Below are 14,225 nucleotides of genomic sequence, written 5' to 3' on the forward strand. Positions count from 1 at the left end.
TTCACCTCTGTGAACTCTTCCTCTTCCTACCCTACCCTTCACCGAACCCCTGCGGGGAACGGAAATGGCTTCGCCGAACGCGCATGAAAGCGTCTTCGCGGTTCGTTCAATCTCAAAACCCCCTTGCGCGTTGGCATTTATTGCTATATATTCCGCGCAGGCGCGATTTCAATCACTTTGGAATTACGATCGAGCTAACGCTTCACGAGATTGTGTTCCCACTTCCAAACACAGCTAGAAATCAAATTTGTGCAGATATGAGCGGTAATTGGCACTAACAAATTCCCAGTAGCTAAAACGCTGTAACCCAACAGCAATCCGACAGCCGTTGCCCAAACAGCATAAGGCCACTGATCCATGCCTCCCAAGTGCAGAATACCGAAACAAAAACTCGATAAAACTAAACTGGTAACATTCAGTCCTAAAGCAGACAGCATCACGCCTCGGAATAGCAATTCTTCGCTAAGTCCCGGTAGCAGTCCCAGCCAAATTAAATCCGGCCAAAACAAAGGTTTTAGCACTACTTCCAAGTAAACATCCGCACTCCGGCGATAACCCGGCCAGAGTTGATAAACGATCGCACTGCCGCCTGTAATTGCCAATCCGATCGCACATCCGTTGAGCAAGTCGATTCCTATCAATTTGACTGGCAAAAGCGATACCGATCCAAATAGCAACCACAATTTAGCTACCGCCAGCAACATAATTGCTGTCACGCCCATTGCTACTAAAACTTGGGTGCGCGTCAAGGGTTCAATTTCAGGGTTTTCGGGAATTTTTTCTGCCACTTAATCACTTTTATATTTGAGGTTTGAGATTTTAGATTTGTTTTGTTGAGTCAGACAAACAACGCAGGGAGGAGATGTCTGCACCCAAGGAAGCTGGACTGATGCCGGCTCGCAAAGCGACCAAAACTCCGATCGCCTCTAAATATGAGTTTACCTGCAAAGCTTTGATTCCGAGTTTTTCTGGAGTCGCCTGCATCTGGGTTTTGTTGTCCCCGACAGCGATGATTTGTACGGACGATCGCCCGCTCAAACTCAGAATAGCACTGCCACCGCAGGCTGTGGCGGGTATCACCACCGCATCGACTCGATCTGCCCACAAACCCTGGGACTCGAAATCTCGCCTGTTTGCATAGAATTTCTCTCTTGTGGGGAGTAGGGGTTGGGCAAGATGCCCGCCCAATACCTGCCTGCGGGCATCTTGCCCGCCCAATACCTGCGACAGGCAAGATGCCTGTCCCACAGCAGGAGTGACAAACTGTGACAGGCAAGATGCCTGTCCCACAGTAGGAGTGACAAATTGGGGAGCTTTGCCCAGGCCCGCAAGCACGCAAGGTAGGAAAGTATAGCCGATTTCCTCAGCGGCCGATCGCGGGGACAGGTGCGGATCGAGGGGAAGTGCAGACAGGGCGGGGGCGTGGGCGCAGGGGATTTTAAACGTCCTGACGACGAGGTGGCTGATCACAGCTTCGGCGCCGGCGAGGGGGTCAACTCCTTTGCCGCGGCGGTAGTTTTCGAGGGCGAGGCTGCCTTCATCGTCGGGAAATCTCGCTACAACTGCGATCGCCTCTACTCTTGCTTGTTTGATTAATTTTTCTGCAGCGCGCAATAAACTGTCGGGATTGCCGATCGTCCCCCAGGATGCCCCGGAGTCAGAAATACGCAATTCTACTTGCAGGGGGCGATCGGTTAAAACACAATCAGTTATATTCAAACCCAATGTAGCTCTCGCTGCATCAACGGCTTGCAAGTGGCGCAACTGCAAGTCTGGTTCGATCGCGGAATCTAGGATTAAGCCGATACGATTTTGATGTACCGGTTGCAGTCCCCAGCATCCGGCAGCAAATTTGTCAAGGGCGTAACCTTCAACGTAGAGAGCGTTAGGTATCGGCCAATAAAGTTGAGCGCCGTTGAGGACGTTGGGGTGAGTGATCAGGGTGTCTGAAATTTGGGCGATCGCCCTAGCCACCGGCAGCGCATCTCCTGCAAACCCACCAATCGATGCTCCAACGCCTGTGGGGACTATCAAAACCACTGTCAAAGGGCGGGGGTTCACGGTGTTGCGGGGGATGCTTCCACGAGCACGTAGCCTTCTACCACAGCCTTTTGCCGATCGACATCCACGTCTGTGACTGCCCACCGCAGGGGTTCGCCGTACTTTTGCAGTTCAATTTCAATAGCCGAGTGCAGTTGCTCGGCGGTATCGTGGAGGTCAACTTCTGCGGAAATGAAATGGGTGGTCATAGGGCGATCCATAGTGGTTTTACCGCTAACGGTACTTAGGTCAATTTTAGCTTAGTGCTAGGATTTACCGAATTGGCGATCGTACACAATGTCTTCTTTTTCTGTTTCTATCTTCAAGTTCGATCGGGGATAAGCAACACACAGCAACACATAACCTTCTGCCTGAAGATCGGGACTAACGCCCATACCATCAGCTTGATCGACCTTACCTTCAATAATTTTACCAGCACAGGTAGTACAAACCCCCGCATTGCAAGAACTCGGCAACTCAATGCCGGCGTCGTTAGCGGCGCGGAGAATTTGTTTATCTTCGGGTACTTCTACGGTATAGGTAGAGCCTTGGTGGATCAATTCAACAGTGTAAGTCTTAGACATATTTCAATTATTGGTTTTAATTCCCCAATTGGAATTTACGCTAGATTTGGAAACAAAGCAATCAGTATTTTACCGCTGTTTGTGCTTTTGTGCAAATTTACAACTGCTGTTTTTATTAATAATTTTTTTTATTAATTGGCTGGGCGAGCGATCGGCATTTTGTCAATGACTTTTTCACAAATTATTACACACCTCACGGCGGAACTCTGCCACAAAGCACTTATACCTAATTAATTTTTTGCCTTCAAGCCAACAACTCATCAACCGCAACACTAAAACCCGGCAGCACTAGCTGAGTGCTGACTGTAGAGCCCAGGTTAAAAGTTAACTTTTGAGTTTGAGTCATTATCAATATCCAGCGACTTTCTGGAAAAACAATCCAAGCTTCCAGACAACCCGAATCTAAATATTCTTGTGCTTTCAGAAATATTTCTTCCGCAATATCAGTAGGAGAAACTATTTCAGCAATTAACGGCGGACTTTGAGGCAAAGTAGGAACATCACCATATTGTGAGACTAATTCAGGAGTCAGATAAGCTACATCAGCACGGCGCACTCGCCTGTTAGTACGACAAGGAACTTCGACATAAACTTCGCCGCCTTGTCCGCTAGATATCTTATAACTTCTCCAACAATAATCTAGTCTAGATTGGATACGACTGTGTTTTACCGTCATGCCATTTTTCTCCGCGATTTGCCCGTCCACCCATTCCATATCGTCGGGGGGATTAGCCATGAAGTCTTCTAGAGAAACATTTTCTGATAAAACGGCAGCCATTACCATAGCCATTTACTCTCTTTTGCAGAATTCACTCATATTGTAGCAATCAATTGGTAATGGGTAATTGGGAATTGGTAATGGGTAATTGGGAATTGGAACTAACAAATAACCTATGCCCTATGCCCTATGCCCTATGCCCCATGCCCTATGCCCAATACCCAATTTACTCAATATTAATTTGATTGGGAGGTTTAGGTTGATCCGGTTTCTCATCCTTCAAAGTTTTACGCCCAGAACTAGCATAATCCTTATAAAAATCCACAAACATCCTTGTCAACTGCTGCAAAGAAAGTTGTTCCCCATTAATTTGAGCTTTCATATAAGCTTTAAGCACTTCAATGTAAGCCAAACCGAGGGCAAGCGTGAGAGTTGCTGCAGTTGCACCGGAGATAGCACCGCCGACAACAGTACCCGCACCAGGAATCATTTTAATCAAATTAGTAACAATACTTCTGCCAACAGCAGTAACTCCCCCAGCGCCGCTAATAGCAGACAGCATCGCCGAAATAAACCCCTTATCAAAGGGCATTCCAAAAATCACAGTAATATTAGCAATCATTGCCGTTTGCATGGTCATCAAAATCGGCGCATCAGCAAACGGTACAGGAGTCGCACCGACAATTGCAGAACCTGCAACATAAGCACTTAGATACTTAAATGCCATATCGGATTTGAGCGCAATATTTGCAATTTGTTCTTTAACAAAAGCTTTTTTAGCTACTTCCGGCAGCAGTTGAAAAGTTGCATCTACCAACTTATCTAAACCGTGAGATTTTACTGTATAATCATCATCAATTTCTTCCGGTTCAGCCATCACAGGGATGATTTGACTGACTGGCAAATTCATGTGTTCCAGTTGCTTGAAAAACTCGCTGGGCTTTTTAGATGTAGTTTGAGTCAAAACTAAAATCACTGGTACATCTTTGACTTCCATTTCTTTTAGCCAGTTGTCCTCCACAGATTCTATTCTATTTGCACCGTGATTGATGCAGTACCAGATGACGTGAATGTGTTCTTTGGGGTGCAGGAGTCTTTGGTCTTCAATTAGTTTAGCAACGTTTAATTGAATAACTTTAATTTGTTCGGCGTTGAGTTCGAGTCCGGGAGTATCGTAGACTGTAATTGGGCAATTCGGTTTGGTATATTGGCGAATGCCTTGAGTGATGGGGCGGCCGACTCCGGTTTCTGCTAAGCGTTGGCGAAAAACGGAATTTATTAGGGTACTTTTGCCGACGCCGGTTTTGCCGATGACTAAAACATTGCACTGTCCCACTTGGTTTTCTGCGTCTTTGAAGGCGTAGTAACTTCTATTTAAAAGCTCGTCTAAGGAAAAGTCGTCTGACATGGCGGTTTGCTCCGATAATGGTGGGATATCGAATCTGGATTAAATACCACCGAATAGAATTCGGAGGCTCTATAAACCAAGTCCGAGCTGAGGGGGACAGGGGAGTATTAAATATATTGTAGCAATTTGATTTCAGAAGCACTGGAAAGGATATCTGATTTAATTATTCAATATTTTCAGGATTTTCAGGCGGCTCGCTGTCAGGCGGTAAAAAATCAGGATTAAGAACTTCTTCTCCAGTAAATGGAGACTCTGGGGGAAATATCGCAATAGATAAACCTGTTTCATCTGCGGCTAATTCCCTAGCATCTTGATAAGATTCATTAAAAATCTCTTCAAAAAAACGATATAAACTTGGACTTGTTTTGAAGGTATCTCGGATGCGTTTACGATGTTCACGAATGGTGTACACCCAACTCTTTGTTCGTTTTTCTGGCTGATGTTTATACTTAAGTAAGTGCATTAAAAGTACCCTCAAATTACTTTTTAAAGCATTTTTATCGCTTCTCCCCATACTTTCCAGTTCCTCTAGTAAGTTCTCTAAATCTATTTCAGAAAACTTTCCCTCTTTTAATAAGTTGATGGTTGTCTGTAACCACAGATAAAAATCCTGTTCATAAAGGGATGTTATTGCAGTTGTTATTGATTGGATAGTTGTCATTTTGTTTGACTCCATTTCTTGGTCATCAACCTAAGAATATTGTAGTAGTTGCGTAGCCCTTCGACGGAGTTTATCCTGCCCTTCGACTACGCTCAGGAACCGCGTAGTCGAAGGGCTCAGGAACCGCGACAGCGAACCCTCCGCTAAATGCTCCGCCCAACAAATCCCAGAAATTGTTGGGTTTCGTAAACTCAACCCAACCTACTGAGTTTCGGATTTCATAATTTAGTTTAAGCTAGCAAGCGATCGACATCAATGCTAAAACCGATCAGGATTTGTTGGGTGCTGGCGGTATCGCCGGATCGAAATGTCAATATTTGATTTTGAGTCATGACAAATATTAAATGACTTTCGGGAAAAACTAGCCAAACTTCCTGACAGCTAGATTCTAAATATTCCTGTGCTTTGAGAAAGACATCTTCAGCGATATCGGTGGGGGAAACTATTTCGGCAATTAGGGGGAAACTTTGGGGTAAAGTGGCAAGATTGCCAAATTGTGCAACTAATTCGGGTGTGAGATAAGCGACATCGGGGCGGCGAATTTGTTGGTTAGTGCGGCAAGGTGGTGAAATATAAACTTCTCCTCCTTGTTTGCTGGAAATCATGTAATTAGCCCAAGCACAACCCAGGCTTGATTGAATTTTACCATGCTTGAGCGTGGCTCCATTTTTCTCCACAAGTTGTCCGTCCACCCATTCCATCTGGTCGGGGGGATGAGCCATGAACTCTTCTAGAGTAAAATGCTTCTGTGCGGCAGTAGCAGTGACCATAGTCATTTCCTCGTTTTTACAAATCGGTTTCAGAACTTGCCTGTATGATGTTCGATCAAACCTTCACCAATGGCGCAAACTCCTCTAACTTCACTTGTAAGTCATCCACCAGCATTAAACGATACCTTTCGGTAGTTTTCAACTTGTGGAAAACATAACTAGCAAACTCATCTCGCCACTTTTTTCTCTCAAGTTCATTCGAGATGTTCAGCGCTCTGATTGATAGGTTGTAAGGGTATTCTTCAAAGTTGAACTCTTTATCATTTTCAAAATCATGCTTTCCTACTGTAAGAGTGATTGTTGAGTCACGAAACTCATACCAGTGGTCAATGCCATCAGAAACCAGCTCTAATTTAAGAGCCAATATAAACTCTAATTCTTTGATTAAATGTTCGATGTCCTGTGGAAAGTCTACAAAAATATCTAGTGTGCGAGACATAAAAAACCTCCTTTATTGAAACTCATCTCAAGGAGTTACCTGCACTTTTAACATCTCCCAAGTTTCTCGTTCCATGTTCAAAATATTTCCCACTTCTTGCAATAGTTCATAAGCCTTTAAATCAATGGAAATTTCTTCTTCAAGGAGAATATCGCACAAAGTCTCTAACGCCAAATTCCACTCGCCCGCATTGATGTAAGATTGAAGGAATTCTATTTGAGCGCCCGAAAAAACTTCCTTAAGTTGGGCAAGGACTTCATTAAGTTTCTTTACCACAATTTTATAGTCAAACATGAGTCTATCTCCTTAATTATTACGGGTTGGGCGATATATTAGTCGGAAAAGCTGTGATGACACCTCTGCCATCTGGTTCTACAATTACCCTTATGTTAACACCATCTCTAGTTCCATCAATCTGCCATTTCACTGGATTTCCTGTCTTAGTGTATTTAGCACCCGCCTTTCCATTTTGCTGGAACCAGATAGAATTAGGGTCTTGAATCACCTCCGAAATATAATTCATTATCTGCTCGTCGCTCCAGCGCGGGGGAAATTCACTTTTACCAGAAATTCCTCTACCAGGGCCGTGACCGCCTCCTGTTGTGTCACTATCGAGAATGTGTGTCCGTTGCTGAGGGTTGATTTGAGATAGATTGTTGACATCAACTCCACTGGGAATATTGCCTGAAGAATAGTTGCTCATAGAAGGAGTTACTTAAACTTTAGCAAAGACTTAAGATAAGTATAAATTAATTCTTTTTTCCAAAGTATATGTTCATAATCAATGGTCATAGGATGGATGGTAACATTGACCCCGTTTTCTTGAGATTGAAGTCGATTTATTTGGTGCTGACATTTAGCATAAGTATCTCTAGGTACATAAAATTTGACTTCACCTCCTCCATTTTCCTGAAGATAGTTAACATATTTCTTGGCTGCTGTCTTAATGCCATTAATGGAACTAGGTTTATAGGCTTTTGCATCACAAATTAAACGGTGAGATGTTAGATAAAAATCTGGTTTACAGTAATCTTTGCCATTTTCAAAATTAAGTTTAGGTTTGATTCGTAAACTTGACAGAAGATTCTCTGTATCGTCAGAATCTAACAGCATTTTTAATAAGGCTAATTCTCCTTGATCGCCTTGTAGTTGCGTACTCGGTTTTTTTTGATAATAGTCACTGGCGGGATTTTGGGTTAAATCAGTGAGTCTTTCTGTCGCGTTGGGATTTTCATATAACATCCAAGAATCACCCGGAAGGTTAGCGAGTTCGAGGGCTAGCCATGTGGGTACACCTGATGCAATAGCTGTTGTCAAAAAAATCTCGCTTTTGGCGATCGCATCTTGAATAGAAGTATCATTAACAGTCGTATTAGCCAATTTAGTTGTTGGATGAGTGATTGAAGACAAAAAACTTTGATTCCTCATCGTACCAAAACCCCACCGGCTTTGTATCTCTTCCAATTCCTCTCTTAAACGTTCAACTTGACTTAAGTTTTCCTCACACATTTCTAGTAGAGTCGAAAACTGCCACCCTAACTCAGAAGCATAACACTCAGAGAGTCGATCGGCGCAAGCACGAACTTCATCCATCGCTTCTAGTAGTTGGGCGATTTTACTCCGCCATTGTTCGATGTCGTCTCTGAGTGTCATATTTTACTCCTTAACCCCAACGGGATTTAATTCCTTCAAGCATTTCCATCGCTGTTCTGAGTTCGCTAGATACCTCCTCAGTGCCATCCATTAAACTTGATAATTTGTTGCTTAATTCATCCGTTCCCGTCTCACCAATAGTTGCTGATGAGCTACTAACTTCTTCGAGAGACTCTACTATTCTGTTAATCATGGATTGGAATTCTTCAATTTCAGCTTTGAGACTCATTTAGATACCTCGATCATAGATAAAAACATTTTACGATTTAGTAGCTAGATAACGCCATAGCGTATCTTCTACTAAGACTTTCTTGCCTACAGGAACTTGAATATAAGGAGTATTTACATAATTATTGTCATCACCTCCAACTAGCATTAAAACAGCCCGACCACGAGCTTCTTTTGAGATTTTCGCAGCTTGGCTAGTTTCTATAATAGCTTCACTGGCTGCTAAACTTACTCGGAAAACGACTTTTTCTTCGCAGGATTCAAGCACCTGTGGTGTAATGATAGTAGTTGATGGTTTTTGAGTGCAGTAAATGACGTGAAGACCGCATTTACGTCCCTTACGCGCATACTCAATTAATCTCGTCTGAATCGTTTCTTTTAATTTACTGGGCGCAAGTGCTATGTCTGCTGCTTCATCAATAATCCAAAGCGTGCGCTGAATCTCAACCCCCTCTTCTCTTAACTGTTGAATATTCTGGACTTCAGCTTCTTTCAGTAACTTGATACGTCTTTGATACTCCTCAGTATGAATTTTTTCAACTAATTTTTGACATTCTTCTACGGTTGTGATAATTTCCACATTATCTGGGAAGTGCTTTGCCAAAAAGTTAAAGTCAACTCCGGCAAAATCGGCAATATAGATTTTTCCTGTGGGATTACCATAGAGAAACTGGAAAATTACCCAATTCAGAAAGTTAGTTTTACCTGCACCTGGTACGCCAGCAACTAAGCGATGAGGTGTTTCTCCCCAGCTTGATATTACCGGATTTCCTTCGTCATTAACGCCGACTATGTAGCAATCTCGGTAAGTCTCATAATCCTGTTCCAGAAGACTTTTGTAATAAGTGAATAAGTCTTCAGCATTAGCAACGGGCAAGATTTTTTCTGTCATACTTTCAATAGTAATTTCTTGGGAAACTGCAATGCGGAAAAATCCAGTGATTTCTTGAGCACTCGCTAACCGATGCAATGGTTTCAGATCAACTATCCGAGATGGTGGCGGAGTTGATGACAACTTCGCTAAAGCTGAACCGCCTAACACTGCATCATAGGGTTTTGGTAGATTTTGATTGGGTTCCGAATTGATGTCACCTGTCAACAATGGTGCGTTGGGAGCACTGAATGATGGTTTATCTGGGAGATTTCCAGAAGAGTTACTGAGTTTTTTTATACCTTTTTTTTGTGGTTCTATGGCATTTTTAATTAACATTTGATCAATGTCTTTTTGCCAGCCTTCCCACTCAATGGCGGTGGAAATTTCTACTTTTTTTGTGGCTTCCAAGCTTTCGGAAAATGCGGGGTTGCTTTTGTTGACTTTGACAATTCGGGGTTGTTTACCGTGAGGGATTTCTTTGGTGGCGTGCTCGATGAGGGTACTGAGGACGACGGAAGCATCGCCCCAATTTTCTGCTAAGGCTTTGATACTATATTGGAATAAGTCACTGCTGGGATATGATTGTTGGTATTTTTGATAGAGTGCTAATGTCACAGATAGAAGGTTGTCTTTTGTGCCGCTGGCGTTGATTTTTTCTAATTGAGCGAGCATTTGGTTGATGGCATTTACCCAGGATTTTTGATTGGGGTTGTCATGGGTTTGGAGGGTGATTTCTAAAATTAGCTTGCTGTCTAAGCGGTGGATGACATCGCAGACTGCTGACATATCATTGGTGGGATTGGCCTCGAAGAGGTGAGGTAGGTAGTAATTTTGGGGTTCGATTAATTCCTCATGTTTGAGTATTTCGCCAATAATTTGCACCCAGTCTAAGTTTTGGCAGATGCTAAGGTTGGGTTGAGGGGTGAGGGTGAAGAATTCGCTTAATTTGCCTTTGGTGAGGAGGCTAAGGATTTGTTGGGAATTTTCTTCGGTTTGGGTATTGTGGGGTTGATTGATTAGGAGGTATGTTTTGAGTTTGGGGGATTGATTCGGGTCATAGATGTAGCGGAGGGAAATTGTTAGGTTGGTACCGAGGCGGCGGATTAGCTGTTGTTGGGTTTGTTGGAGGCTCTTACGGAGTTCAGTTGGGCGAGTGTTATCGTGAATAGTCCGCTTAGGAGCAATTTCTAAGCCCAGAAGATATGATTGATTATTTATTCTTGCCATTGAGTATTTAACTTGTAGAGAATAGACTGTATGTTTTCAATTGTTTTCTCAAATTCTTTTTTCCTTGTCTGGTGTTCTTTTTTCGCTGCCTGGTGTTTTTTGAAACATCGTTGATATATTTTGACCATTATTCCTAGATTTATCACTATTAATAATGTGGCAAACCATGACCATTGATGGTTAGCAAAAAAAATAACAACTATAGTCCATAACATAATAATATCTACTATTAATAATATCACCAATAATGATTTTTCATGGTCTGGTAATTCGTCAAAATCAAATAAATTAGATGAATAATAATCATAATAAGATAAATCATAAGATGAATCATAATCTAATAATCCTCTTTGTGCAGTTTCGTCTTTTTTTGCTTCAATTGCGAATCTTAGTAAATAAACGTTTATTGATTTTAAATCTCTTTTAATTTGGCAGATTTGGTTATAAGTATAAGAAATTGTACTGGAAAGTACAATGCTTTGGTCGAGAATACACAGTTTTTCAGGAATAGGAAAAGGCCAAACATATGTATTTTTTACCTTTGAATTATAGGAAGTAATATTGCCTCTTTCGTCTATATAATAATGATACATAATTTGGTAACTATTTCTTTCACTCATCAAATCAATTGTTTCGTTTATCAAAGCTTGATTATATTGAACTTTTCTTTGTTCTAGTTCAGTTTCAGAAATTTGATATCTTAAGACTTGTAACCAACTTTCAATCGCTGACACGTATTCATCCTGCTTATTTTCCAAAAATTGTTTCAACACTGAGCCTGATCGCCCGTATCGTCGCGCTAGTGATTCCGATACTGCTATAGCAATTGTAAATATCGCTGAAATTTCCTTGTGATCCTGACTTGCTGATGAAATAGAATTTTCCATCTGTGAAATTGTTAAATCTTTGGGTTCAGGTTGATTTAAGCGATAGTCAAAAATCAGCGCATCCAAAACTGTATCAGCATCAGACTCTACTCTAGCTAACTCCTGCTTGTATGGAGTCAACAGCCTCACCGCAGCATTCCGCAACTCTGTATTTTCCAACAACAACTGGAGCAATGTTTTCAGCCTTCTGTTTAAATCCGTTGCTGTATTGATAATTTCCGCAGCATGAATTCTCAATGATGTTTCATGGCTGGAGTTATGCAAAAACTCTTCCAACAGCCCATAGAGATATTCCTCAATCTGAGCAGATAGTTTAAATAATGGCTGAGTTTTCCCCAGCGCCCACTCCTGCAATTTTGGATTTTTTTCTTCCAACAACAACTTGCTCAATGTTTTCAGCTTTCTGTTTAAATCACTTGCTGTATGGATAATCTCCGCAGCATTAATTCTAAATGATATTTCCTGGTTGGGGTTATGCAAAAAATCTTCCAAAAACGGATAGAGAAAATTCTCAATCTCAGCAGATTCTTTAAAAATCGACCCAGCTTGAAGTAGCGCCTCCGCCTGTACCAGTAGATTGGGCGATATCAATCCCAAATACACCCCGCGCCCGTGTAACTCGCGAATGACATCTTTTACTAACTCTTGATAATTCGGAGAGTGATCGTTACCAGCGAATAACTCCTCAACCGGCCCGTACAGCCAAAATTCTAGGTTTCTATCATATTCTGCCGTTGTTTCCCTTCTGGTGTTGAGGCGCTGAATTCTGTTGATTTCCGCCAGCTTACGATCGCGAATTTCCCGGCGTATGCGATCGAGAGGTTCAGTGAAACCGCCCCCTTCTAGATGTTGTAAATCCCTCAGAGAATATCCAATGTCTTCCAGGGCTTTCGCCGCCGCCCATCGAGTCAAATCGCTGCTAACTTCCCCTTTTCCCTTGACTTCCTTGGCGATATCTTTAAGCACATCCCAGTCAGCTAGAGCCTGCTTGACGTGACCGTGTTGTGCTGCACGACCCAAACCTTGCAGCGCCAGAGCCCGCGTCGTTAGCGATCCTTGAGTTTCCCAGATGTTGGCGAAGAAAGGAACAGCCCGATCGGGGTTTTTGTCGGCCAAATCGAAGTATTTCTGGATTTGATCTCCCACATTTCTGAAACGATCTGGGAGACCGCCTTCACCTGGAATGTTTGAAACGTTACTCATGGGCTTAACAAGGGATAGAGGGGGAAGCGCATGGAAAAAATTGTATGCCTTAAAGTTTAGCTTGCTATGAGGAAAAAAGCAACTTGTATATGTAGCTACCGAAAAATGCCTGAGTTCCCCAAATTCATTAAATTAATCAAATTTTAAGATTGACAGGACTTACGCAGGCACGCTACAGCGGGTATAAATGAGTAGTAAAGTTTTTACCCCACCTCAACCCTCTCCTTAGCAAGGCGAGGGGGTAAGAAAGAAATTTCACAAATGACTTAGACGTGCTATATTAGCCGCTTTTGAACAGATGAATAGATGGCAAACTTTACTTGCTAATCTATCCTTGATTCTCTCCCAGCTTTCTGATTAAAAATCTGACTTCTTCGAGCAAAATATTAAATCGCTGGTCATTTTCTATTTTGTACTGTTGAAAATCCTCATCCCGCCGCCGCGTTTCTTCATCCCGCCGCCGCATTTCTTCATCCCGCTGTGAGTCTCTTTCTAAAAGAGCATTGACAGCACCTACCAGCATATCGACATTCCGAGTCGTTTGCTCTACAGTGGAAGCCAAATCATCCACCATTTCATCGTTCCAGCGTTCGGTTGTCATTGTTCTTCTTCCTTTACCTGTTTTCAATCAATATTTTACGACTCTTGCCCGCTATTTTTAGCCGATCGCTCTTCTTAGAAATGTTCCAGCAGAGATTTCTCTTGTGCATAAACCTTTCGCAGCGACTCCAGGGCGATCGCCCCCAACATCAATTTAATCACCCGCACCATTTCCCCCCACTCCAACAATTCAGAAACAGAAACAGCTTTGTGAAATCTATCCGCATAAAAATCCACCCAAAAATCCGGCGCGTGTCTCTGTTTCTGACTCGCCATCCGGCGCTTCCAATAACCAAAATCTAAACCAGAGGGCGATTCCACTCCCAAAACAGGCGGAAAGTCGGCATAACTCACAAACCGACTCATGCCTTTAGCGTGCACGTACAGGATATGCGCCCAGCACTCGAAGCGATATATTTGTTCTACCTTGATTTTCAGCAGCCGCGCGATCGCCTCTTTCGTGACAAACCGGCTCAATCTGTGTCTGGGGGTTGATTTTGGTCGAAAGCTTGCTAACATAGTTGGTACATCCCACTTGATGGGAATTTTCAATGGTTGGTACATCCCACTTGATGGGAATTTCAGATGGTTAATAAATCCCAGTTGATGGGATTTGAACTTTGATAAGCGATCGTCCTTGAGTTTTCCAGGCCTAGGGGCGATCGCTTTTTACGATAAAATTATTATCTGACCTATATAGATCATCTGTCAAGAGCTTATGGGCTTAATTAAATTGCGGATTCGAGAATTTGCGGACGAGAAGGGTTGGACGCTCAAAGAAGTGTCAGATCGCTCTGGAGTGGTGTACAGTTCCCTGAGAACCTACGCGCGATCGCCCGGATTAGCAACGATTGACGTGACGGCTTTGCACAAGTTAGCCAGAACATTCGATGTGATGATTGAAGATTTGTACGACATAGTGCAGGAATAGTC

At 42.7% G+C, this 14,225-nt stretch carries 18 protein-coding genes; 1 reads left to right on the forward strand and 17 read right to left on the reverse strand.

Annotated elements, in window-relative coordinates; translation table 11 throughout:
- Nucleotides 1–194: 194 nt before the first annotated feature.
- The 17 genes from QUB26_RS08190 to QUB26_RS08270 all read right to left on the reverse strand — a co-directional run bounded on the left by QUB26_RS08190 (nt 195) and on the right by QUB26_RS08270 (nt 13,811).
- Nucleotides 195–788: a CPBP family intramembrane glutamic endopeptidase gene (locus QUB26_RS08190; RefSeq protein ID WP_333317438.1), complete on the reverse strand. Its 594-nt coding sequence runs from the start codon at nt 786–788 to the stop codon at nt 195–197.
- Between the two features lie 31 nt (nt 789–819).
- Complete coding sequence (locus tag QUB26_RS08195; protein WP_333317440.1) at nt 820–2,061, reverse strand: DUF3326 domain-containing protein; 1,242 nt, start codon at nt 2,059–2,061, stop codon at nt 820–822.
- Nucleotides 2,058–2,249: a hypothetical protein gene (locus QUB26_RS08200; protein ID WP_333145037.1), complete on the reverse strand. Its 192-nt coding sequence runs from the start codon at nt 2,247–2,249 to the stop codon at nt 2,058–2,060. Before QUB26_RS08200 ends, QUB26_RS08195 begins: the two co-directional genes overlap by 4 nt.
- Before the next feature lie 57 nt (nt 2,250–2,306).
- Nucleotides 2,307–2,624: a 2Fe-2S iron-sulfur cluster-binding protein gene (locus QUB26_RS08205; protein ID WP_333069026.1), complete on the reverse strand. Its 318-nt coding sequence runs from the start codon at nt 2,622–2,624 to the stop codon at nt 2,307–2,309.
- Nucleotides 2,625–2,868: 244 nt separating this feature from the next.
- Nucleotides 2,869–3,414, reverse strand: coding sequence for a Uma2 family endonuclease (locus QUB26_RS08210; RefSeq protein ID WP_333317442.1), 546 nt, complete (start codon nt 3,412–3,414; stop codon nt 2,869–2,871).
- 154 nt (nt 3,415–3,568) lie between these two features.
- Nucleotides 3,569–4,750, reverse strand: coding sequence for a GTPase (locus tag QUB26_RS08215; protein WP_333317444.1), 1,182 nt, complete (start codon nt 4,748–4,750; stop codon nt 3,569–3,571).
- 163 nt (nt 4,751–4,913) lie between these two features.
- A complete protein-coding gene (locus QUB26_RS08220) occupies nt 4,914–5,411 on the reverse strand; it encodes a DUF29 domain-containing protein (protein WP_333317446.1) in 498 nt (165 codons plus the stop codon).
- A 230-nt stretch (nt 5,412–5,641) separates the two neighbouring features.
- Nucleotides 5,642–6,181 (reverse strand): Uma2 family endonuclease, encoded by a 540-nt coding sequence (locus tag QUB26_RS08225; RefSeq protein WP_333317448.1) that lies wholly within the window; start codon nt 6,179–6,181, stop codon nt 5,642–5,644.
- Between the two features lie 55 nt (nt 6,182–6,236).
- Nucleotides 6,237–6,620, reverse strand: a complete 384-nt coding sequence (locus tag QUB26_RS08230; RefSeq protein WP_333317450.1) for a hypothetical protein — start codon at nt 6,618–6,620, stop codon at nt 6,237–6,239.
- Nucleotides 6,621–6,647: 27 nt separating this feature from the next.
- Nucleotides 6,648–6,914 (reverse strand): MafI family immunity protein, encoded by a 267-nt coding sequence (locus QUB26_RS08235; RefSeq protein ID WP_333317452.1) that lies wholly within the window; start codon nt 6,912–6,914, stop codon nt 6,648–6,650.
- Nucleotides 6,915–6,933: 19 nt separating this feature from the next.
- On the reverse strand, nt 6,934–7,323 hold the full coding sequence (locus tag QUB26_RS08240; RefSeq protein WP_333317454.1) for an EndoU domain-containing protein: 390 nt from the start codon (nt 7,321–7,323) through the stop codon (nt 6,934–6,936).
- Between the two features lie 8 nt (nt 7,324–7,331).
- Nucleotides 7,332–8,273 (reverse strand): hypothetical protein, encoded by a 942-nt coding sequence (locus QUB26_RS08245; protein WP_333317457.1) that lies wholly within the window; start codon nt 8,271–8,273, stop codon nt 7,332–7,334.
- Between the two features lie 10 nt (nt 8,274–8,283).
- Entirely contained in the window at nt 8,284–8,502 is a 219-nt protein-coding gene (locus QUB26_RS08250) for a hypothetical protein (protein WP_333317459.1), read from the reverse strand.
- A 30-nt stretch (nt 8,503–8,532) separates the two neighbouring features.
- Nucleotides 8,533–10,602, reverse strand: a complete 2,070-nt coding sequence (locus QUB26_RS08255; protein WP_333317461.1) for an FtsK/SpoIIIE domain-containing protein — start codon at nt 10,600–10,602, stop codon at nt 8,533–8,535.
- On the reverse strand, nt 10,590–12,692 hold the full coding sequence (locus QUB26_RS08260; RefSeq protein WP_333317463.1) for a hypothetical protein: 2,103 nt from the start codon (nt 12,690–12,692) through the stop codon (nt 10,590–10,592). Before QUB26_RS08260 ends, QUB26_RS08255 begins: the two co-directional genes overlap by 13 nt.
- Nucleotides 12,693–13,020: 328 nt before the next feature.
- Nucleotides 13,021–13,293, reverse strand: coding sequence for a hypothetical protein (locus tag QUB26_RS08265; protein ID WP_333317465.1), 273 nt, complete (start codon nt 13,291–13,293; stop codon nt 13,021–13,023).
- A gap of 74 nt (nt 13,294–13,367) precedes the next feature.
- Entirely contained in the window at nt 13,368–13,811 is a 444-nt protein-coding gene (locus QUB26_RS08270; protein ID WP_333317467.1) for a hypothetical protein, read from the reverse strand.
- A gap of 199 nt (nt 13,812–14,010) precedes the next feature.
- On the opposite strand from QUB26_RS08270, the gene QUB26_RS08275 reads away from it, so the two are divergent.
- The gene (locus QUB26_RS08275) at nt 14,011–14,223 is read left to right on the forward strand and encodes a helix-turn-helix domain-containing protein (RefSeq protein WP_333268841.1); all 213 of its coding nucleotides are present in this window, start codon (nt 14,011–14,013) and stop codon (nt 14,221–14,223) included.
- The last annotated feature ends 2 nt before the right edge of the window (nt 14,224–14,225 follow it).

Source organism: Microcoleus sp. B4-C1 (assembly GCF_036705285.1).
Classification (GTDB): domain Bacteria; phylum Cyanobacteriota; class Cyanobacteriia; order Cyanobacteriales; family Microcoleaceae; genus Microcoleus.

Excerpts from the sequence above, each read along its gene's own strand:
- QUB26_RS08200 (WP_333145037.1), bottom strand. The coding sequence starts at position 2,249 with ATGACCACCCATTTCATTTCCGCAGAAGTTGACCTCCACGATACCGCC.
- QUB26_RS08205 (WP_333069026.1), bottom strand. The coding sequence starts at position 2,624 with ATGTCTAAGACTTACACTGTTGAATTGATCCACCAAGGCTCTACCTAT.
- QUB26_RS08210 (WP_333317442.1), bottom strand. The coding sequence starts at position 3,414 with ATGGCTATGGTAATGGCTGCCGTTTTATCAGAAAATGTTTCTCTAGAA.
- QUB26_RS08215 (WP_333317444.1), bottom strand. The coding sequence starts at position 4,750 with ATGTCAGACGACTTTTCCTTAGACGAGCTTTTAAATAGAAGTTACTAC.
- QUB26_RS08220 (WP_333317446.1), bottom strand. The coding sequence starts at position 5,411 with ATGACAACTATCCAATCAATAACAACTGCAATAACATCCCTTTATGAA.
- QUB26_RS08225 (WP_333317448.1), bottom strand. The coding sequence starts at position 6,181 with ATGGTCACTGCTACTGCCGCACAGAAGCATTTTACTCTAGAAGAGTTC.
- QUB26_RS08230 (WP_333317450.1), bottom strand. The coding sequence starts at position 6,620 with ATGTCTCGCACACTAGATATTTTTGTAGACTTTCCACAGGACATCGAA.
- QUB26_RS08235 (WP_333317452.1), bottom strand. The coding sequence starts at position 6,914 with ATGTTTGACTATAAAATTGTGGTAAAGAAACTTAATGAAGTCCTTGCC.
- QUB26_RS08240 (WP_333317454.1), bottom strand. The coding sequence starts at position 7,323 with ATGAGCAACTATTCTTCAGGCAATATTCCCAGTGGAGTTGATGTCAAC.
- QUB26_RS08245 (WP_333317457.1), bottom strand. The coding sequence starts at position 8,273 with ATGACACTCAGAGACGACATCGAACAATGGCGGAGTAAAATCGCCCAA.
- QUB26_RS08250 (WP_333317459.1), bottom strand. The coding sequence starts at position 8,502 with ATGAGTCTCAAAGCTGAAATTGAAGAATTCCAATCCATGATTAACAGA.
- QUB26_RS08255 (WP_333317461.1), bottom strand. The coding sequence starts at position 10,602 with ATGGCAAGAATAAATAATCAATCATATCTTCTGGGCTTAGAAATTGCT.
- QUB26_RS08260 (WP_333317463.1), bottom strand. The coding sequence starts at position 12,692 with ATGAGTAACGTTTCAAACATTCCAGGTGAAGGCGGTCTCCCAGATCGT.
- QUB26_RS08265 (WP_333317465.1), bottom strand. The coding sequence starts at position 13,293 with ATGACAACCGAACGCTGGAACGATGAAATGGTGGATGATTTGGCTTCC.
- QUB26_RS08270 (WP_333317467.1), bottom strand. The coding sequence starts at position 13,811 with ATGTTAGCAAGCTTTCGACCAAAATCAACCCCCAGACACAGATTGAGC.
- QUB26_RS08275 (WP_333268841.1), top strand. The coding sequence starts at position 14,011 with ATGGGCTTAATTAAATTGCGGATTCGAGAATTTGCGGACGAGAAGGGT.